General features: G+C 67.8%; 17 protein-coding genes. 2 read left to right on the top strand and 15 right to left on the bottom strand.

Annotated elements, in window-relative coordinates:
- Window positions 1–9 precede the first annotated feature (9 nt).
- Entirely contained in the window at window positions 10–906 is an 897-nt protein-coding gene (locus NFR49_RS02360) for a DNA cytosine methyltransferase (RefSeq protein ID WP_251158074.1), read from the bottom strand.
- Window positions 906–1,841 (bottom strand): DNA cytosine methyltransferase, encoded by a 936-nt coding sequence (locus tag NFR49_RS02365; protein WP_251158075.1) that lies wholly within the window; start codon window positions 1,839–1,841, stop codon window positions 906–908. Before NFR49_RS02365 ends, NFR49_RS02360 begins: the two co-directional genes overlap by 1 nt.
- A 533-nt stretch (window positions 1,842–2,374) precedes the next feature.
- On the opposite strand from NFR49_RS02365, the gene NFR49_RS02370 reads away from it, so the two are divergent.
- A complete protein-coding gene (locus NFR49_RS02370; RefSeq protein ID WP_251158076.1) occupies window positions 2,375–3,292 on the top strand; it encodes a hypothetical protein in 918 nt (305 codons plus the stop codon).
- Between the two features lie 165 nt (window positions 3,293–3,457).
- On the opposite strand, the gene NFR49_RS02375 is transcribed toward NFR49_RS02370, so the two are convergent.
- The 4 genes from NFR49_RS02375 to NFR49_RS02390 all read right to left on the bottom strand — a co-directional run bounded on the left by NFR49_RS02375 (window position 3,458) and on the right by NFR49_RS02390 (window position 8,426).
- On the bottom strand, window positions 3,458–4,258 hold the full coding sequence (locus NFR49_RS02375; RefSeq protein ID WP_251158913.1) for an alpha/beta hydrolase: 801 nt from the start codon (window positions 4,256–4,258) through the stop codon (window positions 3,458–3,460).
- 64 nt (window positions 4,259–4,322) lie between these two features.
- Window positions 4,323–5,426, bottom strand: a complete 1,104-nt coding sequence (locus tag NFR49_RS02380; protein ID WP_251158077.1) for an alpha/beta hydrolase — start codon at window positions 5,424–5,426, stop codon at window positions 4,323–4,325.
- 8 nt (window positions 5,427–5,434) lie between these two features.
- Window positions 5,435–7,333, bottom strand: coding sequence for a glucose PTS transporter subunit IIA (locus NFR49_RS02385; RefSeq protein WP_251158078.1), 1,899 nt, complete (start codon window positions 7,331–7,333; stop codon window positions 5,435–5,437).
- A 196-nt stretch (window positions 7,334–7,529) separates the two neighbouring features.
- Window positions 7,530–8,426, bottom strand: a complete 897-nt coding sequence (locus NFR49_RS02390) for a MurR/RpiR family transcriptional regulator (RefSeq protein WP_251158079.1) — start codon at window positions 8,424–8,426, stop codon at window positions 7,530–7,532.
- A 345-nt stretch (window positions 8,427–8,771) separates the two neighbouring features.
- On the opposite strand from NFR49_RS02390, the gene NFR49_RS02395 reads away from it, so the two are divergent.
- Window positions 8,772–9,911, top strand: coding sequence for a tyrosine-type recombinase/integrase (locus NFR49_RS02395; RefSeq protein ID WP_251158080.1), 1,140 nt, complete (start codon window positions 8,772–8,774; stop codon window positions 9,909–9,911).
- A 152-nt stretch (window positions 9,912–10,063) separates the two neighbouring features.
- On the opposite strand, the gene NFR49_RS02400 is transcribed toward NFR49_RS02395, so the two are convergent.
- Genes NFR49_RS02400 through NFR49_RS02440 form a run of 9 tightly spaced genes read right to left on the bottom strand, consistent with a single transcriptional unit; the run spans window position 10,064 to window position 24,790 of the window.
- Complete coding sequence (locus tag NFR49_RS02400; RefSeq protein WP_251158081.1) at window positions 10,064–10,924, bottom strand: N-acetylmuramoyl-L-alanine amidase; 861 nt, start codon at window positions 10,922–10,924, stop codon at window positions 10,064–10,066.
- Window positions 10,917–11,132 (bottom strand): hypothetical protein, encoded by a 216-nt coding sequence (locus tag NFR49_RS02405; RefSeq protein WP_251158082.1) that lies wholly within the window; start codon window positions 11,130–11,132, stop codon window positions 10,917–10,919. The genes NFR49_RS02400 and NFR49_RS02405 overlap by 8 nt, the downstream gene beginning before the upstream one ends.
- Complete coding sequence (locus tag NFR49_RS02410; protein ID WP_251158083.1) at window positions 11,129–11,494, bottom strand: hypothetical protein; 366 nt, start codon at window positions 11,492–11,494, stop codon at window positions 11,129–11,131. The genes NFR49_RS02405 and NFR49_RS02410 overlap by 4 nt, the downstream gene beginning before the upstream one ends.
- Before the next feature lie 5 nt (window positions 11,495–11,499).
- Window positions 11,500–12,066, bottom strand: coding sequence for a hypothetical protein (locus NFR49_RS02415; RefSeq protein ID WP_251158084.1), 567 nt, complete (start codon window positions 12,064–12,066; stop codon window positions 11,500–11,502).
- Between the two features lie 53 nt (window positions 12,067–12,119).
- A complete protein-coding gene (locus NFR49_RS02420) occupies window positions 12,120–12,689 on the bottom strand; it encodes a carbohydrate-binding protein (RefSeq protein ID WP_251158085.1) in 570 nt (189 codons plus the stop codon).
- A 35-nt stretch (window positions 12,690–12,724) separates the two neighbouring features.
- Window positions 12,725–16,789 carry a carbohydrate binding domain-containing protein gene (locus NFR49_RS02425; RefSeq protein ID WP_251158086.1) on the bottom strand — a complete coding sequence of 1,355 codons (4,065 nt, stop codon included), beginning with the start codon at window positions 16,787–16,789 and terminating at the stop codon, window positions 12,725–12,727.
- Window positions 16,779–17,915, bottom strand: a complete 1,137-nt coding sequence (locus NFR49_RS02430) for a hypothetical protein (protein ID WP_251158087.1) — start codon at window positions 17,913–17,915, stop codon at window positions 16,779–16,781. Before NFR49_RS02430 ends, NFR49_RS02425 begins: the two co-directional genes overlap by 11 nt.
- A complete protein-coding gene (locus NFR49_RS02435; RefSeq protein ID WP_251158088.1) occupies window positions 17,908–18,687 on the bottom strand; it encodes a hypothetical protein in 780 nt (259 codons plus the stop codon). Before NFR49_RS02435 ends, NFR49_RS02430 begins: the two co-directional genes overlap by 8 nt.
- A 1-nt stretch (window position 18,688) precedes the next feature.
- Window positions 18,689–24,790 (bottom strand): phage tail tape measure protein, encoded by a 6,102-nt coding sequence (locus NFR49_RS02440; RefSeq protein WP_251158089.1) that lies wholly within the window; start codon window positions 24,788–24,790, stop codon window positions 18,689–18,691.
- Between the last annotated feature and the right edge of the window lies 1 nt (window position 24,791).

Consider the following 24,791-nt stretch of genomic DNA (forward strand, 5'->3'; position numbering starts at 1 on the left):
ACACACTCCTTATTCGCCCAGACTGCTACCGTGATTGACCACGCGTTCCGCTACATACTTTGCAAGCGCCGGAGGAACTGCGTTTCCAATAGCAAGCTCTACACTCGTCTTAGCCCCCTCGAGTTTGAAGCTCTCAGGAAAGGACTGTAGGTAACTCCGCTCCTTCGTCGTGAGGGCCCGCACACCTTCCTCTATCGCGGCGGCATCCGCATGGTGACGCTTGTAGTTCTCTGGAATTGGACGATTGATGCCCCGGATTGTCGCAGACGGCTCATCGACGGAAAAGACGGCACGTCGGGCATAGCTCCTCGGATGCATGTAGTAGTACTGCGTGCCGAGCTTGTCACCGAGATAGTCACGCACCGTCATCTGTTTCTCTGAGAGCCCTGACTCCAGAGCATCGTCAAGGAACCCATCATCTGAGCCGAGGTGCCCCACGAGGAAGAACCTTCTTCTTGCTTGGGGCACGCCACATCTGCTCGCATCGAGGACACATGCTGTCAGGCCATAGCCCGCGTCTTTAAGCATTGTCTTCATAACAGGCAATGTACCGAAGCGCTCGATGTTGTAGACGTTCTCGAACACGACCCACTCGGGCCTCACACCACAGACAATCTCGGCAAATCTGATAGTGAGATTCGCACGATCACCAAGCTCGCGCTTCCCGGCTATCGAGTAATCCTGGCAGGGCGGGCCTCCCATGATGATGTCAGGCCTGAGCGCACTGATTACCTCAACAGTGTCATCGTCGCATAAGTCCTTCTCATACATGGGATGATTGAAGTTAGCTCGGTAGATCTCGACGGCAGGTTTCCAACTGTCGAAGCCTGCGACCACCTCCACACCGGCCTGCTCGAAACCCAACGACATGCCGCCGCACCCAGCGAAAACATCAACGGCCCTCATTACTGGACCTCACTTTCTGCATTGATGTAATCCGCCAATGCAGAAGCCACATAGTAGGCGAGATTCACCGGCACCGCATTACCAATCATTGTATTAATGTCGGACTTTCCGCCGAAGAACTCGAAGTCCCTCGGAAAGGTCTGGATGTAGCTGCGCTCCTTGGGCGTGAGAACCCGTGTCTCGCTGACAGGAGCCGAGTCCTTGGGATTGCCTTTGTATCCAGGTGGGACGGGTCGATCAATTGCTCGAATCGTCATCGAAGGCTCGTCGATGCTAAAGACACCCCTGCGGCTGTAGTTCGTCGGAACGCGAAAGTAGTTCTCAATTCCGAGGGAGTTCCCAAGATAGTCGCGTATCGTCATTGGCTTCTCTGCCAGACGGGCCTCAAGACGTGAATCAAGAAATCCTTCCGATTCACCAAGCCCACCAATGATGAACATGCGTTTCCTCGTCTGCGGGACGCCGCAATATGCAGCGTTGAGCACCCTACATGTCAAACCGTATCCGGCATCACGAAACAACTTACATACGGTCTTGAATGACTTTGTATTCTTTATGGTCGCAACATTTTCCATCACGAACCACTCCGACCTCACCGTAGTCACGATGCGTGCAAACGCGACAGAGAGGACTGCCCGACCACCATTCTCATCCTGATGTCCTGCCGTCGAGAAGTCCTGGCATGGTGGACCACCAAAAATAACGGTGGGGCAATAATCTTCGATAGCCTCCACCGCAGCATCGACATCCGATAGGTCTTGCTGATATATGGGGTGGTCGAAATTGGCCCGATACACCTCAATGGCAGGCTTCCAGTTGTCGAAAGCAGCCTCTACGTCATAGCCGGCATTCTGAAATCCCAGCGACATCCCTCCACATCCAGAGAAGAGGTCGACGGCGGACAGATTATCGTCAGCATCATGTTGAGCAGCCAAAGCTCCCCTCCCCTTCTTCTGTGTGGTATCGGGTTATCGCACGGTTATGCCAGCGTTACGCAATCTATTAATAATAGCACGCAACATGCACAACCACGATAAGACCGATGTAGAGCCCCCCATAAAACGCTCGAACACCCAGCCAGACTACCATTACAGCAGGAAGTGAATTCGGATACGAAACGCTCAAGCAAGGCTGCTGCGACGCATGCTCGCCAGTAATCCTTTAGACTTTATTTGGACTACTCCCTGCCGCTGGCCCCGCCGTACGTCGCCTGTCGTGATTCGCTCGCAGGTCGTTCTAGCATCCAGCACGAGCGGCAAAACCATGCCGCTACCGCACTCCGGCAGGTGCCCTAAACCACGTTATGTAGGCTATAAGAGGGGATAAAGGCAAGCTCGCCATGATGACATGGATGGTGTATGGGAGGCACAGCGCCACCCATACCAACCAGTGGCACGAAAGCAGCATGACCCTCTTCCGTCGAACTTCCGACGGCGTGGCTGTTTCCACCGTAAGCGAGGTGTAAACCATGAGTTGTAAGGGCAGCATCGTCATAAGGGATAATGGCGAAACCAGATATTTCAGCACGGGCGCCTATAATCCGTTATCTTACTTGTTTCTCTCTCAGGAAAAGTTGAAAGAAAAAGCCCAATATGGGCGCCTCGAGTTCCAAAAGCTCAATTCCGCTTGGGACGAGACCGGCGTGCTGATGGACGCTGACGAAAGACAGCTACTCTACTTCGGTGGGGAGTGCGCCTGGGAGATCGGGTTCAGGAAGGTGCTCAACGCCTTTCTCGAACATACCCTCTGGCCAGGATGGAAGGTCCGCTTCTGTCCTAAGGGCATCGTCGACTTCGCGCAAGCGCTGGACATGGGGCCGCTCGCCATGCCGTGGCTAGACGGCACGCCTCCCGATCTGTACGACCTGAGGTACTGGATTGCTGACGAATCCAGCATCGACAGCCCCGACATGGGAGAAATCGAAAGCCTGCTGATGATTAGAGTCGGCGGCGAGAGATGCCTGCATGGTATCCGTTCGATGTACGTATGCGACATCCTAGACCACGGCGAAGACCTGATAGCCCCACTGAGCAAGCGGGGATTTCGGCGTTACGTCTCCGGGATAGACGGAGATGGCTTGTGCTCCTCCGCCCTTATTGATTGCGACGAGAAGCGTCTGACGTACTGGTACGTGGACGAGGAGAGACCTCCCGAGTACTTCGCTCGCTTCTGGCCGGGTTGGGAAATCGTCGACCTGGCCGATGACTACCGGTCCTTCTCGCTCGCCTCTGGCGGGGCAGTGATGTTCGACGAAAGCCTCGACATGGACCGTGCTATCGCGGGCATCCGTGCATGTAATCACGATATCGACATAAGCGACAAGCCACTGATTCCCGAAGAGGAGCTCGAGGCGCTCCTGTCATCTTTCCTGGCCGAGTACCGCTAGCTCCGTTCCTCCGTTTGCGTCAAGCTTGGGCTCCCATACCAGTTCGCACGAAGGAGCACCGTTGCACGGCTTGGCACGAAAGACCCCCATTGCGCGGCCCTTCTGGCACGAAACGGCCCCGCATCGACGCCCCCTTCGGGGCGGAGGTGCGCTAGCGCCGGCGGGTCAGTCCAGGGACCCTCCGGGGGCGAAGGGCCCACAGCCGCCCACGACCCAGTCCAAGGCCCCCTCGAGGTGGTCCTGGACGAAGTTCCAGCTGTGGATCCCGGGGTAGGCGTCGAACTCCACCGGGGCGCCGAGGGCGGCGAGGGCCTCGGCGAAGGCCCCGTTGCAGCCGGCGAGCCAGTCGCCCTCGCCCACGAGCATCCTGACGGCGGGCCAGGAGGCCTCGCCAGCCCCCACCGCCCGGGCCAGCCCCTGGGCGAGCCAGCGCACGTCGAGGTCGGTGCCGCGGCCGCCGCGGAACAGGAGGCGTTCCCCGGCCACGTCGCCGTGAGCCGAGAGCTCCCCCTCTCCCGCCTCGAAGAAGTGGATGGCGGGAGAGAAGGCGAGGATGCGGGAGAAGGTCCCCGGATGGGAGAGGCCCGCCCGCAGCGCCCCGTAGCCGCCCATGGAGAAGCCGCCGACGAAGGTCCCCTCGCGCCCCTGGGCCACCGGGAACAGCGACCGCACGGTCTCCACGAGCTCCTCGGCCACGAAGGCGCCGTAGTCCCCCACGGGTCCCCCGGGGACGCCCGCCTCCACCCAGAAGCTGTTGTCCCCCTGGGGCATGACGACGCACAGGTTGCGGTCCTGGGCCCAGCGCTCCACGCGGGTGTTGTAGACCCAGGTGTTGACGTTTCCCTGCAGGCCGTGGAGCAGGACGAGGCAGGAGTACGGGGGCCTACCGCCCCTGTCGAAGGGCAGCACCACCCTCACCGGCACGTCCCGCTTGAGCCGGCGCGACTTGAACTCCAGAAGCATCATGGCCACGGTCGGCCACCTCCCTATGACCGACGGGGCGGCCCCGGAGGGCCGCCCCGATGGAAGCTCAGACGAGGGCGAGCTCGTCGGCGATGTCGTAGCACAGCTCCTCGGCCTGGGGCTCTCCCCCGAAGATGTCGAAGAAGCCGTGGTCGCACCCCTTGTAGAGCACGCAGCGCACGGGGCGTCCCAGGGCTGAGAGGCGCCGGGCGAAGTACTCGGCCCCCAGGCGCAGGTAGTCGTACTCGGACACGGCCACCGTGGTGGGCGGGAACCGCAGGAGCTGCTCGTCGGTGGCGTAGGCCACCGAGACCAGCGGGTCGCGGAGGCTCGTGCGCCCCTGGACGTAGAGGCTGTCCTCGGCGGTGCCGTGGCACGAGCGCTCGATGCGGCGGATGCGCCCATAGGCGAGCTCGCGGTCCTCCTCCACCACGGGGTAGGCGTCCCAGGACCACTCGTAGGCCTCGAGGTCCTCGAGGCTCCCCATGTCGCACCCCGGGAAGATCAGGTGCACCCGCTTGACGGTTCCCTCCCGGTCGGACAGGGCGCACGCCGCCGCCAGGGACCCTCCGGCGGAGTCGCCCACCACCATGACCCGGTCGGGGTCGCAGCCGAGCTCGGCCCCATGGGAGACGACCCAGGAGAGGGTGCCCATGGCGTCCTCGATGGCCGCCGGGAAGGGGGCCTCCGGGGCGAGGCGGTACTCGGGAAAGACCACGAGGGCGCCGGTGACCTCGGCGATGTAGCGCATGCGGTTGCGGTAGATCCGCTCGTCGCCCGCCGTGAAGCCCCCGCCGTGGAGGTAGACGACCACCTTGAGCGGCCCCGAGGCGTCCTCGCGGCGGTAGGTGTGGACGAGGATGCGGTGGGTCCCCGCGATGGGCACGACGGTCTCGCGCTGGTCGATGGGCACGGTGGTGAGGTCCGGCGTCTCCTTGTCGGGGCGCCAGCGCTCGTCCGACAGGGCCCCGTGGCCCCGCTTGGCGGCGCGCTCCTCGAACATGGCTGCCTTCCTGGCGGCAACGGCGCGCACCCGGGGGTCGAGCACGTGGTCGCGGTCGTCGTCGGGGATGGGCTTGACCTCAACGGGCAGGCCGTCCACCTCCACGGTGCGCACGTTGTCGCGGATGGCCGCCACGAGGCCCGGGTCGTAGGTTCGCCTCTGCTCCATGGCCCGTCCTAACCGAGGGCCGGGGTCATGGGGATCCCGGCGTCGGGCTCATCGTCGCCGGACCGCTGCTCGGCGGCCTCGGTGAGCACCACCACGACGGTGTCGTCGATGCCGGCCTTGGTGAAGGCGAGCTTGTCGAACTTGACCAGGGGGTCGCCGGCCTTGACGCGCTGGCCCTCGCTCACCAGGGCGTTGAGGCCCTTGCCGCCGAGGCTCACCGAGTCGATGCCCACGTGGACCATGACGCAGGAACCGGCGGAGGTGCGGATGGCCACCGCGTGGGCGGTGTCGGCCACGAAGGAGACCGTGCCGTCCACGGGGCACTTCACCGAGTCGGTGGCCGGTTTCATGGCGAAGCACGGGCCCACGAGCCCCTGGGAGAACGTGGGGTCGGGGATGTCGCCCTGGGCGAGGTAGGAGCCCTTCCCGGGCATGGACACGGCCACGCCGGCACCGGGCAGGAGGTCGGAATCGGGGGCCTGGGCGCCCTCGTCGGCCTCGTCGTCGTAGACCGAGTCGTCGAAGCCGAAGGCGAACACCGTGACGAAGGAGCACACGGCGATGAAGGCCACGATGGCGATGGCCTTGTAGAAGTTGGTCCAGTCCATCTCAGGGCCGAGGAACAGCAGGAGGCCGGGGATGGAATGGCAGCCGTAACCGTAGGAGCGCAGGCCGGTGATGCCGCAGAGCAGGGCGGCCAGGACGGCGGTGACGGTGAGGGCGTAGTAGGGCTTGACCATGCGGTAGCACAGGCCGTAGACGGTGGGCTCGGAGATGCCGCCGATCAGGCCGGAGAGGGCCGCGGGCACCGAGAGCTGGTGGCAGCGGTTGTTGCGCGACTTCAGGGTGATGGCCAGGGCCACGAAGCCCGACGCCACGGTGAACGAGAAGAACCACAGGGTGATGGACATGTCGTAGCCCACCGACTCGATGGAGGCCGTGGCGATGGGGACGAGGGCCAGATGGAAGCCGGCGCAGAGCTGGCCCACGGTGCAGGAGAACAGCACGAGGGCGGGGACCACGAGCCAGGGCACGTTGGCCGTGAGCCAGGCGATGGCCGCGGCGACGTAGTTGGTGGCGTAGCCGCCGATGGGGCCGGTCACGGTGAGGACCACCACCGACATGACCACGAGCAGGACCAGGGGCTTCGCGAAGTAGCGCACCTGCTCGGGGATGGCGCGGGACAGCCAGTGGTCGAGCTTGGCCATGACCCACACAGACAGCACGATCTGGATGACGCCGCCGTTGTAGGTCATGAGGTAGATGGGCAGGCCGAAATAGGAGCCGTAGGTGGAGCCGGCCGCGGTGAGCTCACCCACGTAGTTGACGAAGTCGGGGTAGAGCAGGCCGGCCGCCAGCATCATGGCCATGATGGGCTCGGTCTCGAACTTCTTGGCCGCGGTGTAGGCCACGTAGATGGGCAGGAAGTAGAAGGCCGACTGGGCGAAGCCGTTGAGGATGAGGTAGGTGGAGCTGTCGGGGGTCACCAGCCCGGCCATCTGAAGGACGGTGAGGATGACCATGATGAAGCCGGCCGTGGTGAGGGCGGGGATCACCGGCACCATGATGGAGGCCATCATGAGCAGGAAGTCGCCGGCCGCCCGGCCGAGGGAGCGCTTTCCGGCCGCGGCGGGGGCCACCGCCCCAGAACCCTTGCCGGCGACCTTCTCGAACTCCGGGTAGAGCTGCTCCACCGACTGGCCGACGATGACCTGGACCTGGCTGCCGTTGTCGTGGATGCCGAGGACGCCGGGGATGTGCTGGATGGCCTTGAGGTCGACCTTGCCCCTGTCCACCGGGTCGATGCGCAGGCGCGTGGCGCAATGGGTGTGGGAGGCGATGTTCTCCCTGCCTCCGGCCTTGTCGAGGATGGCCCGGGCCATCTCGGCGTAGTTGGTTGCCGCCATTTCCCCTCCTTTGTCGGAGCCTCTGGACCGCCCTTTCACGGGGGCCGTCCCGGACGCAGCGACTATAGGGAGAGGGCTTTCAGTTACATGTGAAGAATCCATGAACGGTCGGTTCTGAAAGCTGAATGGCATCCAATTTCTCTGTTTTTCATCGATGAACGTATCTTTCTTTCATCGGTGAAAACAGGGAGGGAGGTCAGGGCAGGTCCACCTTGGAGAAGATGTAGCGCCGGTGCTCGTTCTGGCAGGCCCGGGCATCGCCCTTGGCCGCCGCCACCAAGGCGAACAGGGCCTCCATGATGGCCACCTCGCCGATGCGGGTGTTGCCGGTGAAGTCGTTCTCGGCCACGTCCACGCTCGTGACGCAGAAGACGTGGTCGGACAGGCGGGCCAGGGGGTTGTCCCGGTTGCCGGTGACGGTGACGACGGAGGCGCCGCGGTCGTGGGCGGCCCCGGCCACCTGCTGGAGCGTCCCCGACCAGCCCGAGCGGGAGAAGACCACCAGGGCGTCGTCGGGACCGAGGGTGAGGGCGCAGGAGATGAGCTTCTCGTAATAGGGGCTCGTGGGGGCCGAGATGCCGATGCGCTCGAAGCGGTAGGCGGCGTCCTCGGCCGTGGGGATCGAGCGCCCCGCGGCGGCGAACTCCACGATGCGCGCCTTGGCGAGGGTGCGGGCGGCCGCCTCGAGCTCGCGCTCGTCGAGGCCCTCCAACGTGAGGGTGAGGGCGGCCACCCGGCGGTCGAGCAGGGAGGCGACGGTGGCGCCCACGTTGTCGATGGAGGCGTAGCCGTGCTGCTGCTCGTCGCGCAGGCCGTGGAGCGTCATCTGGATGCGCACGAAGCTCATCTGGAACGACCGGTAGTCGCTCTCCCCCATCTTGCGGCAGAACCGGGAGACCGTGGGGGCCGAGACCTGGCACTGGCGGGCGAGGTCGGCCTGAGAGATGGCCCCCACGCTCGCCTGGTGGGCGATGAGGTAGTCGGCGATGCGCCGCTCCCCCTCGCTCATGGTGTGGCGCGACGACAGGATCCGCGCGATGAGGTTCTCCCCCACATCGCAGGCCGCCTCTTCCACGATGGCCCGGTGCCGCATGGCATGCCCCCTCTCAAGGAGATTTCAGGTCCATGATATCCGAGGGGACGCCAACGCCCGAGGGGGCCGGCTGAGAAAAAAACAGGCCACCGGGTTGCCCCGATGGCCTGCGATTTTGTGGTGGGCGTTACAAGATTTGAACTTGTGACCTCTTCCGTGTCAGGCATTAATGTTTTATGTAAGTTAGCGTGACTTAGCGTAAGTTAGCGTTAGTTAGCGCAGGTAGTAGGTGCAATCCTCTGATAGGGTCTGAGAAAGCCGCTGCACGTTATTTTTCACGTGCCGGGTGTTTTCCGGCACATTCCGCGGCACACGTTCGGCACACGGGAACGTCAGGAGGAGCGCATGGAATACTACAACCCGACCGTCACCAAACAGGCCAAGCCCCGCAAGGGGTACCGGGGGCGCCTCACGTACATGGACGACGCCGGCAAGCGCCACGAGGTCTCGAAGTCGTTCAACTGCCGCACCCTCTCCGAGGCGAAGCGGCTCCTGGCGAGGTGGCACGCCGAGATGAACGAGGAGGCGGAGCGGGAGGCGGAGGCAGAGGCGACCGGCAGCACCAGGCCGCTGGTCGACCTCGTGCAGGAGCACATAGACCGGTCGGTGAACGTCGGCAACATCGAGAGGTCGACGCTCATCAGCTACAACTCTGCCCTCCGCAACATCCGCAAGGGGTTCGGCGACATGCCCGTGCGCGACCTGACCCGCGAGAAGGTCGAGGAGTGGGAGGAGGGCATGACCGCGAGCGGCCTGTCGAGCTCCTCGGTCGGCAAGGCCCACAGGCTCCTCAAGATGGTGCTCAACCGCGCCGTCGAGTCCGGGGTCATCGAGCGGAACCCCGTGGCCCTCGTGAAGCCACCGAAGCGCAAGGCCGTGAAGGAGGGCATCAACGCCCTGGCGAAGCCGGAGCGGGCCCGGCTCGTGGCCCTGCTGGGGTCCATGGACCCGTGCCCCATCTCCGTCGCAGCCATGATCGCACTCCATACGGGCATGAGGCGCGGTGAGATCTGCGCCCTGCGGTGGCAGGACGTCGACCTTGACTCGGGCGTCCTGTGGGTCAAACGCTCGGTGGGCGTCGCCAAGGGCGGCCCGTACATCAAGGAGTCCAAGACCGGCAGGTCGCGCGACGTCGCGCTTACCCCGACCCTCGTATCCAAGCTCAGGGAGTGGAGGGCGATACAGGCGCCGGGCTGCACCTACGTCACCGGGGACCCCATGGGTTTCGCCGACCCGCAACTGGTCACCAAGGAGTGGACGATGTTCGCCCGGCAGTTCAACGTCCGCGGCATCGAGGGACGCCACTGCACCTTCCACGACCTGCGCCACACCTGGGCCACCGCCGCCGTGGCGGCCGGCATCGACATCAAGACGGTGAGCTCCAACCTCGGCCACGCCAACGCGGCCATGACGCTCAACATCTACGCCAGCGCCGACCCTGAGGCCAAGAGGCGCGCGGCGGAGGTGATGGACGGGGTCATCTAGGGGTCCTGGGATACCTGGAAGGCCGACACAGGGCCTTAGAACGCAGTCTCACAAGCCGTTTACCTGCGGTGATGCAAAACGCCCCCGACCCGCTGTGTTGCGGGTCGGGGGCGCCGTCGTGCGGCCGTGCGATGGACCGGATCACCTCCAAGCTAGACCTTGACCAGGTAGTCGTCGGCCTCGGGCTTGCCGGTGGCCTTGCCCACGGCCACGTAGCGGAGCTTGCCGGAGCTGGCCCCGGTGTAGCGCCCCCAGATATAGCCGTCGGCGCTCTTGTACCAGTCGTCGAGGACGACGGTCTCTCCGCGCTTGTACTGGGTCACCTTCGCGTACTTGGTGCCGGGACCGCTGCGGACGTTGAGTACGTCGCAGTTGACGCGGTAGCGGCCGCCGAAGCCGGACGTGGACGCGGCCGGCTTGGCCGGGGCGGTCGCGGGCTTGGACGGGGCCGGGGCGGCAGGCGTCGCCGTGGCGGTCTTGCCGGCGATGCACTCGGCGATGCACCGGCCCACCGCGTCGGCGCCCACGCGCAGGTAGGCGTCTGAGTCGGCCTTGGAGTCCAGGAAGCACACCTCGACGAGGATGGCCGGCATGTCGGTCTTGCGCAGCACCGTGAGCTTCTTCACGGCGCTCTGGGTGTCGTCCTTGGCGCCGCGGTTCGGGATGCCGAGGAGCCCGGACACGGCGGCGCTGACCTTGGCCGCCATGTCCTTGGGCCACGGGCTCTTGGAGCCGGCGTAGTAGAAGACCTCGGTGCCGGTGCCGCCGCCACTGTTGAAGTGGAACGACACGAAGTAGTCGGCCTTGGAGCCGTTGGCCCGCGACACGATCGTGGACAGGTCCGCCTTGGAGCTGCGCTCCTCGGTGGACGAGTCGTGGGTGGACCAGCCCATCTGCTTGAGGTACCTGTCGCAGGCCGCGCGCACCCGGCGGTCCTCGGTGACCTCGTCGAAGTAACCGCTGGCGCCTGGCGCGTAGGGGCTGTGGCCCCCGTTGAGGCTCGCCTTAGGCATGGTGCTCCTCCCCCTTCCCGCCGAGGGCCGCCTGCACGGGCGAGAGCACCGCGACGATGACCGCCGTGCCGAAGCTCGCCCCCCACTCTCCGGTGGTCACGCCCACGGCCACGGCCGCGAGCACGCCCTGGACGACCGTGCGCTCGAAGCGCGCCGCCGCCGAGTCGTCGGCGCACCACGCCACGAACGCCTCTGTGATTCGTCTCATGCCTTGTCCTTCCTGCTCTGCCCGTAGAAGGTCTTCACGGGCACCTTGCAGATCTCCTCGTAGAGCCCCGTGCCGGTGCCGTTTCCCCCCAAGGCGTGGTAGGCCTGGTAGCAGCTGTCCAGCTCCTGCCTGCGCTCCACGCTCATGGGCTTGTCGCCGAGCACGTAGACGTCGTAGGCGTCCACGATGTGGCTCCGAAGCAGCGTCCGCACCGCGGCGTCCAGTGCGTCCTCGCGCCGGGACTGGGCCGCCGCCGCGTCCCTGCCCTCGTCGCCCATGCGGTTGATGCGGGCCACGCACCACGTGACCACGCCGCCCAGGGCCAGCGTCACCGCCGTCTCCACCAGCGAGAGCATGTCCACGGCCATCACTTCCAGTAGCCCTGGATGTAGGACATGACGTTGTAGTACGAGGTGCACTGGGCGGCGCTGTACAGGGAGTACTCCGGGGTGCGGTCGTAGTAGAAGTCGGCCATGCCGAGGAGCAGGCGCGAGTTGGTCGAGTGGATGCTGGAGGTCACGATGGTGCCGTTGCCGTCCGCGAAACGCGGGCAACCGACCGGGAAGGGCACCTTGCCCACGCGCCCCTTCTGGTACCAGAGGCTCCCCCACTTCTGGTTGCAGTTGGCGTTGCCGTTGGAACGGCACCACACCTCCAGCATCCCGCTCTCCCACTTGCGCCACCGGATGACGTTCACCTGGGACGTACCGGTCTTGACGTTGCCCTGGTCGATGACGCGGTCCTTGGGCACGAAGCCGTCGATGTAACCCTTGACCCCGGCGAAGAACGCCTTGTCGAGGTTGGTGCCCTCGGCACTCACGGTGCCGGGGACGGGCTGGAGGTCGTAGGTGTCGGAGGTCCCGGCGACCGGGACGAGCTTGACCCGCCCCGGGTACTGGACCACCCGGTCGTTCACTGTGGGGAAGGTTGCCATGGGACTCCCTAGGTCGTTTCCGTCCCCACGATGTTCGACCCGCTGTGCCCGTGTCAGTCCCCCACCTCGCGCCACGGGGCGCCGACGGTGTCCGGGGTCCAGACGTTTCCGTCGGCGGTGGACTCCCACACCTTCCCGTTGTGGGTCACGCGGTCGCCCTTGGAGTATCCGTTGGTCGAGTCGGGCTGCACCCAGGCGCCGACGGAGCCGTCCTGGCCCGGGAGGAGCGGGGCGAAGAGCGACGGGGAGATATCCGGAGCCCAGTCCATCTGGCTCCTGTGGTCGAGGAGGACCTTGTAGAGGACCCCCTCGAAGACGACCCGGTCGCCCACGGAATATGCGACATCGTCGCCGGACCACGCCGGGAACAGCAGCGGGACCTCGGCCGCCTTGTCGTCGGGGAGGTTGGCGGCCTGCATACGGGCAAGGCGCTCGACCGCGTCCGTGACGGTCCCCGCGAGGGGCACCAGCGTCCATACCTGGGTGATGGCGCCGTCTCCCTCGATCCACGACGGCCGGGAAACATAACCGTCCATGGCGGCCGGGGGCTCGGTCTCGATCACGGGGAGACCGACGTTGTCGATGATGATCGTGCTTGCGTCGATGAGACGTCCTTTGAGCATAAGGCACTCCTGTCTCTGTCAGACGGCGGTCGCCGTCACGGCATCTGGATGGCGCAGAGGCTGAACCTGAAGGACCCCGCCGTCGGCGCCTTGCTGAACTGGACCCACACGTTCTTGAGGTCGTTCGCGGGCTGGGCCCTGATGACACCGGCGCTCTGGGCGGCAGTGTCTCCGCTCTGGGCGAAGAGGACGTCGCCCTTGGAGCGGTCCCAGGCCCTGGCGAGGTGGCCCGACGCCGTCGTCAACCCGAGATTGGCCGCCGTGATCCACTGGCCATCGGCGGCGGTGACCGTCGTCACGGCCGACCAGGTGCGTATGTGCGGCGTGGCGGGCGGGCCGCCGATGGCCCTCCACGCGGTCCACCCGCCGGTGTTGATGGACTGGCGGACCCAGACGGTGCCGGTGTCGGCCGTGGTCTTGGCGAACTGGTACGCCCAGTTGCTGGAGGAGTCGGCCTGCTGGTTCGATATGCAGATGCCCATGCCGTAGGTGTTCGTCTCGGGGATGCCGACCGTCGTCGGGCTCCAACAGAAGAGACCCGAGTTCCAGAGGGCGTTGAGGTTGGACGCGAACTTGGTCTGGTACCACTCGGTGTCGAAGCGGTTGAGAAGGTTGATGAGGTGGTAGGCGGGCTTTGAGAACTGGACGTCGTAGACCCCGCCCTGGGCCGCATGCGCGTCGAACAGCGACACGGTGTCGGCAGACAGGGCCAGGGAATACGACGGGCTCGCCGCTGTCCCTTTGTTGACCAACGTCACGTAGGGGTTCCTCTCGGTCGCCCCATTGATACGGAGGTCGATACCCGTGTCACCCTCGATGGTCAGTCCGGACCCGGTGTGGTACTCCATCCGCCCCTTGCCGCCTATGAACTCGACGCCCGCATTGGTCGAGTTCATGCCGAGGCCGATGCGCTCAGCCCCGAACGTCGCGAGGACGGTCGACCCGTTGCGGATGTCGACGCTGTCTTGGTCGATATGGACGTTCTTGCCTGTCGTCGACGCCCTGAGGTCCCCCACGGTGAGACCGCCGGAGTCCATCCTGAGGAAGTTCGTGGCGGTCTTGGCGGCGTCGTCGATACCCGCGTCGACATCCTCCGGGGCGGGGCTCCAGTCGGTGGCCATGTTGCCCTTCTCGAGCTTGACGTTGGTTATGACCACCTTGCGCTCCCCGGTGTTCACGCCCAGGGGTCTGAATGTGAGGGAGCCGGTCGACGCCGCCGTGAACGTCCTGGTGAACCTCGTCCACGTGGTGGGGACGGTGTGGTCCTCCGTATTGAAGCTGTCGGCGACCGCCGAGCGCAGGGTCATGGGACTGCCGGACTCGCTCTTGGCGAGGAAGCTCAGGGCATAGGTGTTGCCTTTGACGACGCCGGAGCCGACCCACTGGTAGATTCTGCCGGCCTTTCCGTTCGCCGCCGTCCCGAGCAGTCCCTTCTTCGGGGGCGAGGGGAGGTCGGGGACGTCCACATCGACGACGGACCACGTGACGTCGCCGTCCTTGTTCCAGTTTTTCATCCCGTTATCGAAGTTGCTGTTGAGGATGAGGTTCGCCCCACCCACCGTCAGGTTGTCGAACCGAATCTCGAACGAGTCGGACTTCTGCTCCACCGTGCTCACGCGCTTGGCCAGCCCCGCCTGCTCGCTGACCACGCCGGCGATGCGGTCGGACTCCACGGAGAGGGCCGCCTTGGTGGCGTAGGTGGCGTCGGCATCCTCTGGGGCCGGGGACCAGTCGGTGGGGAGGTTGCCCTGCTCGACCTTCACCCGGCAGATGTAGACCGGGCCGTCCCCGTGGCCGCTCGCCTTGTTGGCCAGCAGCCGACCGATGTAGACGGCCGGGGCTCTCTCAGCGTCGGCCTTGTACGTCACCGTGTACCAGTAGCGCTTGTAACTCGCGCTGTCGACGGTGATGGCGTTGGCCCCGTCGCTGGAGGACGTGGACACCCCGGAGCTGTTGACCGTGGCCTTGGCCGTGTTGGACCCGTCGTTCCTGTCGCTCCACATGTAGCACAGGAGGTCGACCGGCTTTCCGTCATGGGTGGCCGCGTCGAAGGACACGGTGAGGCTGTCGCCTGACCGCGGGGCCGGTTCCGTGCGGGGCAGCAGCATCTGTATGGGGTCGACCATGCCCGAAGAGGGCCGGGAGACCACGACCTTGTTGAAGCCGGGGTAGGCGTCCGTGCCCGCCGCCGTCGCGCCGTTCTTCGGGGCGCACATGTCGGTGCAGAGCTTGGAGCCCGTGGCGATGTTCGTCCCGCCCACCTCCAGCCCCTCCACCTTGCGCAGCGACTCCTCCGCCGTGAGCCGGATGGCGTCGGTGGTCTGCTTGACCTCGGTCTTGCCGGCGTAGAGGCTGGCGGCGTCGGCGGTCTTGAGGTAGGTCTGGGACACCGACTGGGTTATGGAGTCGGCCTTCTGGTCGACGTAGGACTTCTCGGCCAGCGTCGCCGTGGACGCCTTGGTGGCGTAGTCGCGGGACACCTCGGACCTGATGGCGTCGGCGGTGGTGGTGAGCGACGCCTTGGTGGCGTAGGTGGTGGCGGCGTCGGCCCTGAAGGCGTCGAGGTCGGACTTGATGCCGTCAACGGCGTTGTAGCGCTGGGGCGTGGTGTGGGTGGTGGTGCCGTCGGTCCACGTGAGCCTCTGGCGGTTCCACAGGTAGCACCCGGCGGCCAGCGCCGGCTGGGCGGAGGACCACGAGCCGCCCGCCTGCGAGGTGGCCGACGTGGACAGGTACCACTCCTCCACCACGGCGGTGACGCCCTTGCCCGTGGCGCCGTCCCCGCCCTGCCGGGCCACGGAGTAGGAGGTGGACGAGGTGCCGTCGGTCATGGTGGTGACGGTGCGGGTCCACAGGTACGACCCCGGCGCCACGGACGGGGGCTGGGCCGCCCACGCGCCCGTGGGGGCCGTGGTGCCGGACGTGGACGCCTGGTAGGACACGGCGGTGGTGCGGACCCCCACGCCCTGGGCGCCCTGCTGCCCCTGCTGGCCCTGAGCGCCCTGCGGGCCGGTGTTGCCGGTGACGCAGACGGCGGGCCCGGTGACGGTGGAGCCGTCGCCCTTGGTCTCGACGGAGCGCTGCCAGATGTAGCGGCCCTGCTGGGGGGCGGGGGCCGTGTCGGACCACGAGCCGCCCGTGAGCTGGGTCTGGCTGGTGGACAGGTAGAACTGGAGCTTGGTGGCCGTGACCGCGTCGGCCTTGGCGGTGTAGGTCTGGGAGACCTCGAGGCGGATGGACCCGGCGGTCTGGGTCAGCTCGCTCTTCGTCGCCAGCGTCTCCCCCGTCGCCTTGTCCACGTAGCCGCGGGCCACCTCGGCGCGGATGGAGGAGGCGGTCTGCTCCAGCTCAGACCTGCTGGCGAGGCCCTCCGTGGACTCCTTGGTGGCGTAGGCCTCGGCGACCTCGCTCCGGATGCCGGAGGCGGTTTGCTGGAGCTCGCTCTTGGTGGCCAAGGTGGCCCCTGTGGCCTTGTCCACGTAGGAGGCGGCCACCGACTGCATGACCTCGCCCTTGGCCTCGTCCACAGACCGCTCGACCTCTGCCTTGGTGGCGGCGGTCTTGCGCAGCTCGTCGGCGGCGGCCTGGGCGGCGTCGGCCCGCTTGGACGCGGCGTCGGCTGCCGCGGCGGCCTCGCCCATCTCCCCCTTGACGGCGTCGACGTCGGAGCGGACGGCGTCCATCTCGGCCTTCGCGGCGTCCAGGGCGGGCCCCACGGTGTCCACGATCTCGACCACGTTCTCCACGGCCGGGCCGAGCTCCCCCACCTCCTCCTCGATACCCTCGGTGCGCTCCTCCAGCAGGGAGAGCCGGTCCGTGGCGTCGGTCACGCGGAAGCTGTCGACGTAGGCCTCGCGCCCCTCGAGCTTCACATAGGCGCGGTCTCCCGGCTTGGCGCCGATGGCCCCGGACTCCATGGGCAGGAGCGTGGATACGTCGTCGCCGTCGATGACGACCTCCATCAGCCCCTCCTCGGCGTGGACCGCCTCCACCGTGGCCCGGATGCCGCGGTTCGCGTCGCGGCCGCTCGATGCGGTGAGGGCCTCGACGAGGGTGTCGGCGAGGTCCGAGAGCTCCGCGGAGGTGAGGTTATCGGTCATCGGTCGCCTCCTTGTTGAACGTCTTGGCGGACACCGTCATGAGACACCCGGCGGCCCCGAGGTCGTAGGAGACCTTGGTCACCTGGAACAGGTCCTCGACGCCGCCCGACGGGTAGGACAGGCGCACTATCTGGCCGGGCTCCATGGGCAGGAAGGTGTGCTGGAAGGTGACCTTGCGCCGCGCGTTGTCGCCGGTCTTGAGCAGGCGCGCCGCGTAGGCAGCCGCCTCCTGCTGGGTCATGTCCTCGGTCTTGCGGACGTTGCGCCATATCTCGCGCCCCACGGCGGCGGTCGACCACGGGCTCTTGGGGTCGTCGTTGCGGGCGGTGCCGATGACGCACTTGTCCGCGTTGGATACGACGACCTTCACGCAGTTGGGCATGCCGAACAGGTCCTGCTCGTCCTCCATGGACGCGAGGAACCGGCAGTCGGGGCCCTCCTCCAGCTCCCACGACACGGGCCTCACGGCCGGCACGTGGTAGGCCTTGAGGAAGACGCGGCCCATGGCGTCGGTGGTGGCCGACGCGAAGTTCGCGATGTCGCAGAGGTCGTTCACGCAGAACAGCTGCGAGTCCTCCGTGGTCATCTCCCCCTCCGAGTCGTCGGCCTCCTCCTCGGTGACCTGGGACTGCTCGGACGGGATGCCGTAGGTCCGGTCGCGGCTCGTGCGGTGGGTGGTGGCGTCGGCGGTGACGAGGAGGCCGGCGCCGCGGCACAGCTGCGCGGCGTGGCCGACGGCCGACGCCCCGGCCGGCACGACGTAGGTGCCCGGGAACTGCATGTCCATGAGGATCTGCAGGGGGCCGTACAGGTCCGCCTCCATGGTCGAGCCGTAGGACTCCACCTGGCGCTTGGGCTGGGACACGAGGTAGGTGCCGAGGCACACCGTCTCGGGGGCCCGGGCCCCGAGGAAGTCGGCGTCCATGTAGATGCGCAGGAGGTCGCTGCCGAGGGAGAGTTCGCGGTCGCAGGTGAGCGCCGCGCTCCACTTGATGGAGGTGGCGTAGGACCGCGTCACCTCGCCACCGGTGCGGACGCCCTCCACCGGCCCGACCTCGGACCAGTCGGAGCGGCGAACCCGGACGAACCTGTACGACGCCTCGAACGGCACGGTCCAGTCAGCCACGGGCCAGCTCCTCCACGTCCAGGGACACGTCCCACCGGCTGTAGCGCTCGGCGGAGCGGGACACGGAGCCCGTCACGTGTACGGGCACGCGCTCCCCGTCCTCGGTCCTCATGACCATCGGGGACCGGGCCCGGAGGCACTCGTGCCACACCCGGGCCTCGGCCTCGGTGAGCACGCACCCGCTCATGGACGAGGTGGCGGAGAGCTGGGGGCTGGGGTACCACACCGGCAGCTCGGAGCCCCCGCGGCCGGTGACGCCGGGGAAGGTGTAGGCCTCTCCGGCCGGCTCGTAGGACCACTCCTCCTCGAGGTCGAGCCGCAGGACGGCCCGCTCGGAGAACGAGGCGCCGTAGTTGAAGGCCACGGCCCCGCAGGCGCCCGGCACCGCGGCGGCCACGACGCACGCCGCCGAGCCGCCGTCGGCCGAGTAGGCGGTGACGAGGTAGCTGTAGGCGGCGTTGAGGGGCGGCGTGTGGTCGGTGACCGACTGGCCGCCCCGGAGGTCGGAGGCGAGCAGTATCTTCGCGCCTCCCGGCAGCACGGCCTCGACCTTGATGCGCTGGGTCGCAGCGGTGGCGGCGGGCTTGCGGCGCAGGGACCCCGCCCGGTTCAGGATGACGGCCGCGGCGGCGGCCACGGAGCCGGCCTTGAACGTCTCGGGGCCGGGCCCGTAGGGGGCGCCCGTCGGCCCCGCCTTGACCGTCACGGTGGCGGTGAGGGCGGACGGGTCCACGGACACAGTGGCCGTCGGCTTTCCAGGCGGAGTCGCCATGTCACCTCCCCATGTTGGTCCTGCGGGCAACCGCGTCGACGAGCCCCACGACCGCTGAGCGGAGGGCGGGGTCGGACCGCACCGACCGGCCGTCGATGGCGATGTTGTACACGTTGCCAGCCTGGACCCCCTGTGCCCGCGGGGCGGCAGCCACGGAGGATGAGGCGTCGGCCCCGGCCATGGTCCCGGCCACCCGCGACGCCGCCCGGGCGAGCGACGGGGTCGCCCGCTCCATGGACGCGGCGATGTTCTCGACCATCTCGCCGCCCCAGAGGTCGTCGTGGACCAGGGGTCCCCAGTCCGGCGTCGAGTGGTGGAGGGGGCCGGCCGCGGCCGCTGCGAGGCGCGCCGCCGCCGCGGCCACGGACGACGCCTTGGAGCGGATGCCGTTGGCGAAGTTTGCGCCGAGCTCGGCCCCCCACCCATGGGCGAACCCGTTCCTGTTGGCCACGGCCGCCGTCGCGTTGGCGAGGGAGGCGGAGGCGTTGCGCACCGAGGACGCCTGGGACCTGATGCCTGCGGCGAACTGGGAGCCGAGCTTGGAGCCGTTGGACCGGGCCGCGGACGCCCCGGCGTTCAGGGCGTTGGCCGAGGCGAGGGACAGGGACTTGCCGGAGGCCGTGGCCGCGGTGGCCTGGGACCTGATGCCTGCCGCGAACTGCGACCCGGTCTTTGTGCCGGCGGAGCGGGCCGCGCCGGCGCCGGAGCCGATGGCCGAGGACGCGGCCCGGGCGGCCGCCGACGCGTAGCCTGCGGCGGGGGCGGCCCCGGCCGAGACGCCCCGTGCGAACGAGGAGCCGAGGGCGAGGCCCGGGGCGTAGGCGGACGCGGCCGACGTCGCGAACCCGGCGACGGCCATGGAGCCGGCGACGACGCCCGGCGTGGTGAAGTCGGCGCTCATGACGCCGAGCTTCACGGAGGAGGCGAGGGCCATGCCGGCGGCCGTGGCGTCGAAGGCGGCGACGGCCGCGGAGAAGGCCTGGGAGAACGAGGCGCCGACCATCGCGCCGTGGAACGCCGAGGTGGCGACCGTGAGCAGCATGGACGCGGTGAGCCCGGCGTTGATCTTGCCCCCGGCCTCGGCGCCGAGGACGGTGAAGTCGTAGGCGTTGAAGCCGTTGACGAGGGTGTTCGCCACGGTCTGGCCCGCGGCCGTGAGGTCCGTGGAGGCCACGGCGTCGGTGATGCGCTGCCCCATGGCCTGGCCGGCGGCGGTCACGTCCACGGCGCCGAGGGACGCGGTGAGCGTCTCCCCCACCCTCTGGCCTGCCGAGGACACGTCGGCGTTGCCGATGCCCTCCACGATTCCCTCGCCGAGGGCGCGTCCGGTCTCCCGGGCCGCGTCGGTGTTGCCGGCGAGGGCGTCGGCAAGGGCGCTCCTCACGGCCTCGTTGACCGGGCCCGTGATGTCGGCCGACCGGTAGCCCTCGCCGGTGGCCTGCGCGTTCTCGGCGCCCGCCTGCCCGAAGGCCCCCGGGTCGCTGGCGTTCTCGGCCGCCTCCTGCGTCTTCTGCCCCACGATCTCGGGCGTGGAGTTGCCCTGGGCCGCCTGCTCCTGGGCCGCGTTGTTCTCCTGCTGTGCGGCGGCGTAGCCCTCGGGGTTCTTCGCCTCCTCGGCCGCGGTCTTGGACGCCTCCCCGGTGTAGCGGGCGAGGTCGAGCCGCCGCGCCGCGTCCTCGGCGGAGATGTTGCCCTCCATGACGGCGTTGCCGAAGAGCGGGGCGCTGGACGAGATGCGCGTGATCGCCGCGTCGACCTCCTCGGCGGTGAGGCCCTCGAGGTTCATGGAGCCCATGATCTGCTCGACCTTGGCCTTGACCTCCTCGGCGCTCATGCCCGCCGCGATGGTGCCGGAAGCGAGGCCCTCGGCGAAGGCGACCATGCCGCCGTTGCCCAGGGACTCCATCTCCTGGGTCATCTCGTTGAGCTCCTGGACGGTCATGCCCTTGGCGTTGGCGACGGCGGCCACGGCGCCGAGCGCGCCGTCGTCGATGGCCGTCTTCCAGCCGCTGGCGGCGAGCTGGCCGAGGAGCGGCATCTGCACGCCGAGGTCGCTCAGGTTGCCGATGAGCTGGGCGGTGTTGCCGTTCCAGCTGAGGGCTATCTTCTGCAGGTCGCTCTCGGTAAGGCTTGCGAGGTCTGAGGTGGAGTAGCCGCACTTGTCGAGGGCCGACGCGAGGGACGCGAGGGCGGCGTCCCCGCTCTCGAAGGCGCGGTTGAAGTTCTGGGAGAACGCGTTGGTGAAGGTCTCGGAGGACGCGGCGAACCCGGACGCGGTGACCCCGAACTCCTCGAGGTTGTAGCCCATGTCGATGAGCGCCCCGGCCATGGAGTCGAAGGAGCCGTCGTAGGCGGTGGCGAGGCGCCTGACGTCCTCGACGCCCATCTCGGCCACGGTGGAGGCCGTGACGCCCATGGCCTCGAAGGTGGCCATGAGGGCCCCCGCCTTGTCCCCGGCCGCGGAGAAAGCGTCGGCGTAGTTCTGGTTCGCCCCCACGTAGTCGCGCAGGGACTGGCCGGCCGCGTCCTGGGCCGCCTTGACCCCCTCGTAGGACGAGGTGACGCGCGCGAGCATGTTCTCGGAGTCCTGGGCCGCCTGCCGCGCCTCCTCGAGGCGGTCCTTGTTCGCCTTGCTGGAGTCCGCGGCGTAGGCCTCCTCGGCGTCGGCGAGCTCCATGACGGCCTTCTCGCGGTTCTTGTAGGCCTCCTTGTACATCTCCTCGTAGGCGAGGTACTTGAGCTCGTCCTTGCGCTTCTCCGTGGACTTGCCGATGGCGTCGGCGAGGTCGAGGATGATGCCGGCGTTCTCCTCGGTCACGGCGGAGTTGTCCCGGATGACGCCGTTGGTCCCCTCCACGACCTCCCACTGGGTGCCGGCCGCCGAGTTGTAGTTCTCCACGGCGGTCTTGAGCTGCTCCTGCTTGGCGGCGCTCCACTCGGAGCTGGACGCGAGCTCGAGGATGCGCTGCCCGGCGAGCTCGAGGTTCACGACGTCGACCTTGTAGTCGAGCTTCGTCTGGTCGATGGAGTCTGCCAGCGCGTTGTTGTTCTCGATGATCTTGTCGGTGGCGTCCTTGATGGTGTCGCCCGCGTGGGAGAACAGGGTCGACGCCGCCTTGGCCTTCTCGCCCGCGACGCGGTAGTTGTCGCCGAGGCCGCTGATGTGGGTCGACGTGCCCTCGAGGCGCTTCGAGCTGTCGGCGAGCCGCTTCGTGCGGTCCGACGCCTCGGTGAGGGCGCCGGCGATGGCGGTCACGCCGGCGACGATGGCGCCGATGGCGAGCATGGGCAGCATCGCCTTGAAGGCCGCGCCCATGGTGGCGACGGCGCCGCCGACCTTCTTGGCCATGGCGCCCACGGACCCGGCCACCGCTCCGCTCATCTTGGCCGCGCCGGTCTGGGTCGACCTGAAGGCGTCGCCCGTGGCGTCGCCCATCTCGAGGGCGGCTTCGCCGACGTCCTCGAGCGAGGTCCTGGCCATCTTGCCGGAGCCCACGAAGTCCTTGAGCTTGCTCTGGATCCCCTTGTTGGCCTCCTGCACCTTCTGGGAGACCCTGACGTCCTCCTCCTTGGTGAGCACGAGGTCGCCCACGGCCTCGACGCCCTTGGCCGCCGTCTCGTGGTAGCGCTCCGCCGCCTCGCAGAGCCTGCCCTCGGCGTCGGCCACCTGCTTGGCCGCGTCCCTGTTGCCCTTGTAGACGGACTGGAGGTTCTCGGCGGCGTCGCGCTTGGCCTTGGTCGCCTCCGTGGCCTCCTTGAGGGCCGAGTCGTAGTTCCTCTGGGCCTCCGCCTGGGCGCGTTCGGCCTCGCCGAGGGCCCTGGCCTCCTCGCCCGTGGAGCGCATGGCCTCGGCCACCTGGGCCTGCGCCTCCTTGACCCCGACGCCCGCGCTCTTGACCTCGTCCATGGAGGAGCGCACGTCGGACTGGGCCTTGCGGAGGTCCTTGAACGAGTCCGACACGTCCTGGTTGACGGTCTTCATGTTGCGGTTGGCCTCGGCCAGCCTGACCAGCGCCGCCTGCGCCTCGTCTGAGCCCTCGCCGCTCGCCTTGACCGCGTCGCGGTAGGCCCTCTCGGCCTCTCTCTGGCGGTCCTTGACGGCGATGGCGCTCTCGGAGGACACGACGAAGCGCTGCTGCGACTCCTTGACCCGCTCGATGGCCTCGCCCAGCTTCTGCTGCGCCTCGCGCGCCTTCATCATGGCCTCGGACTGCACGGCCACGGCGTCGCCCACGGCGCGGGCCCGGCGGTCCTCCGCGTTCATCTCGTCGTTGAGGGCGGAGATGCGGAGCTTCTGGGCCTCGGTGAGCCTGTCGTAGGCCTCCTGCAGGTTCTTGTTGGCCTCCTTGGACCGGAGCTTCGCCTCGTGGTCCCGTGCTACGGCCTCGGACTCGTCGCGCATGGACTCCGACGCCCTGGCCCTGGCCTCGGCGAGGGCGAGCGTGGCGTCCTCGACGGAGGTGCTCGCCTCGGCCATGGCCGCCATGTAGCGGTCCTGGGCCACCTCGGCGAGACCCGACTGCCGGGCCTGCTCGGAGAGGGCGTCGGTGAACGCCCGGGCCTTCTCCACGTAGGAGTCGATGCCCCCGGCGGCGCGCACGTAGGAGTTCTGGAGGAGCCCCATCTGGGCCGTGGCGTCCTTGTTCGCCGCGAGCTGCTGGAGCATGCCGTCGTCGGTCTCGTGCATGGCGGCCTTCAGGATGCCCTGGCTCTGGCGGACCCGCCCGCACCAGTCGACCACCTTGCCCATGCCCTGCACGAGGCGCCCGCCCACGGACAGCACGGGGCCGGCGGCGGCCGCGACGGCGGCGAGGCCGAGGACGGTCTGCTGCTGGGACCTGGGCATGTCGGCGAAGGCGCGGCCCACGTCCTCGACGGACTGGAGCAGCGGGGTCAGGTGCCGCTCGGCGAGCCCCAGCGCGGCGTCGGCCACGGGGCCGCCGAAGGCGTCGGCCGCGGCGACGGCCTGGTTCCTGAGGGTGCCGAAGCGCGACTCCAGGGAGTTGTTGCGCTCGTCCACCTCGCGGGCGAGGGCGGTGTTCTCCTTGTAGGCGGTGTTGGCGCGGGAGATTGCCGACTTCACGAGGTCGGAGTTGCCGGCGAGGCGGCGCATGGCGTCGGAGGTGCGGATCTCGGAGATGCCGAGCCTGTCGAGGATGACCTGCGTGGACCCGGACGCCTCGCCCGCCTCGCCGAGCTTGGCCACGAACTCGGCGAAGGTGCCGGCCGCGTCCTTCCGCCACTTCTCGGCGAACTCCTCGGCGCTCATGCCGGCCACCTCGGCGTAGTCCCGGAGCGACTCGGAGCCCGTGGCCACGGAGCTGTTGATGTCGTTGATGACGCGGCTCATGGCCGAGCCGCCGGCCTCGGCCCTCATGCCCATGGCCGACAGGGCCGTGGAGATGCCCATGATGTCGGCGTCGGTCATCCCCGCCTGGGTGCCGGCCGAGGCGAGGCGCGTGGACATGTTCATGATGTCGGACTCGGTGGTGGCGAAGTGGTTTCCGAGGTCGACGATGGTCGAGCCGAGGTTCCCGGACTCCTGCTGGGCGGCGCCCGTGATGTTCATGAACTGCGAGAGCTGCATGGCCGCGGTCTCGGCGTCGAGGTTCGTGGCGATGTCGAGGCCGGTCACCGTCTCGGCGAAGCTCTGCAGGTTCTCCTTGGCGATGCCGAGCTGCCCGCCCAGGCCCTCCACGTTCAGGATTGTCTCGGCCGACACCGGCGATGTCTTCGACATGTCCACGGCGCTCTGGCGCAGGCGCCGGTACTCGCCCTCGGTGGCGTCCACGGTCTTGCGGACGTTGTACCAGGCGGTGTCTATCTTCGCGGTCGCCGCCACGGAGGCGGTGGCGGCCGCGGCCATGGGGACGGTGACGCCCTTGGTGAGCGAGTCGCCGACGCGGCGCATGGACGCCCCGAGGTTGTCGAGCCGGCCGGCCGCCTCGGCGAGCTTCGAGCCGGCGACGACGTCGGCGGAGCCGATGCCGCCGCGCATCGCCACGAGGCTCGCGGTGAGCTTGCGCACCGACTCCTGGGCCTGCTTGACGCCCCTGCCGTTGTAGTTGGAGGTGATCGCGATGGAGATGGACGCCTTGCCCATG

Origin of the sequence: Caniella muris (assembly GCF_943193035.1) — a bacterium.
GTDB classification, from domain to species: Bacteria; Actinomycetota; Coriobacteriia; order Coriobacteriales; family Atopobiaceae; genus Granulimonas; species Granulimonas faecalis.

Excerpts from the sequence above, each read along its gene's own strand:
- NFR49_RS02360 (WP_251158074.1), bottom strand. The coding sequence starts at position 906 with ATGAGGGCCGTTGATGTTTTCGCTGGGTGCGGCGGCATGTCGTTGGGT.
- NFR49_RS02370 (WP_251158076.1), top strand. The coding sequence starts at position 2,375 with ATGAGTTGTAAGGGCAGCATCGTCATAAGGGATAATGGCGAAACCAGA.
- NFR49_RS02375 (WP_251158913.1), bottom strand. The coding sequence starts at position 4,258 with ATGATGCTTCTGGAGTTCAAGTCGCGCCGGCTCAAGCGGGACGTGCCG.
- NFR49_RS02380 (WP_251158077.1), bottom strand. The coding sequence starts at position 5,426 with ATGGAGCAGAGGCGAACCTACGACCCGGGCCTCGTGGCGGCCATCCGC.
- NFR49_RS02385 (WP_251158078.1), bottom strand. The coding sequence starts at position 7,333 with ATGGCGGCAACCAACTACGCCGAGATGGCCCGGGCCATCCTCGACAAG.
- NFR49_RS02390 (WP_251158079.1), bottom strand. The coding sequence starts at position 8,426 with ATGCGGCACCGGGCCATCGTGGAAGAGGCGGCCTGCGATGTGGGGGAG.
- NFR49_RS02395 (WP_251158080.1), top strand. The coding sequence starts at position 8,772 with ATGGAATACTACAACCCGACCGTCACCAAACAGGCCAAGCCCCGCAAG.
- NFR49_RS02400 (WP_251158081.1), bottom strand. The coding sequence starts at position 10,924 with ATGCCTAAGGCGAGCCTCAACGGGGGCCACAGCCCCTACGCGCCAGGC.
- NFR49_RS02405 (WP_251158082.1), bottom strand. The coding sequence starts at position 11,132 with ATGAGACGAATCACAGAGGCGTTCGTGGCGTGGTGCGCCGACGACTCG.
- NFR49_RS02415 (WP_251158084.1), bottom strand. The coding sequence starts at position 12,066 with ATGGCAACCTTCCCCACAGTGAACGACCGGGTGGTCCAGTACCCGGGG.
- NFR49_RS02420 (WP_251158085.1), bottom strand. The coding sequence starts at position 12,689 with ATGCTCAAAGGACGTCTCATCGACGCAAGCACGATCATCATCGACAAC.
- NFR49_RS02425 (WP_251158086.1), bottom strand. The coding sequence starts at position 16,789 with ATGACCGATAACCTCACCTCCGCGGAGCTCTCGGACCTCGCCGACACC.
- NFR49_RS02435 (WP_251158088.1), bottom strand. The coding sequence starts at position 18,687 with ATGGCGACTCCGCCTGGAAAGCCGACGGCCACTGTGTCCGTGGACCCG.
- NFR49_RS02440 (WP_251158089.1), bottom strand. The coding sequence starts at position 24,790 with ATGGGCAAGGCGTCCATCTCCATCGCGATCACCTCCAACTACAACGGC.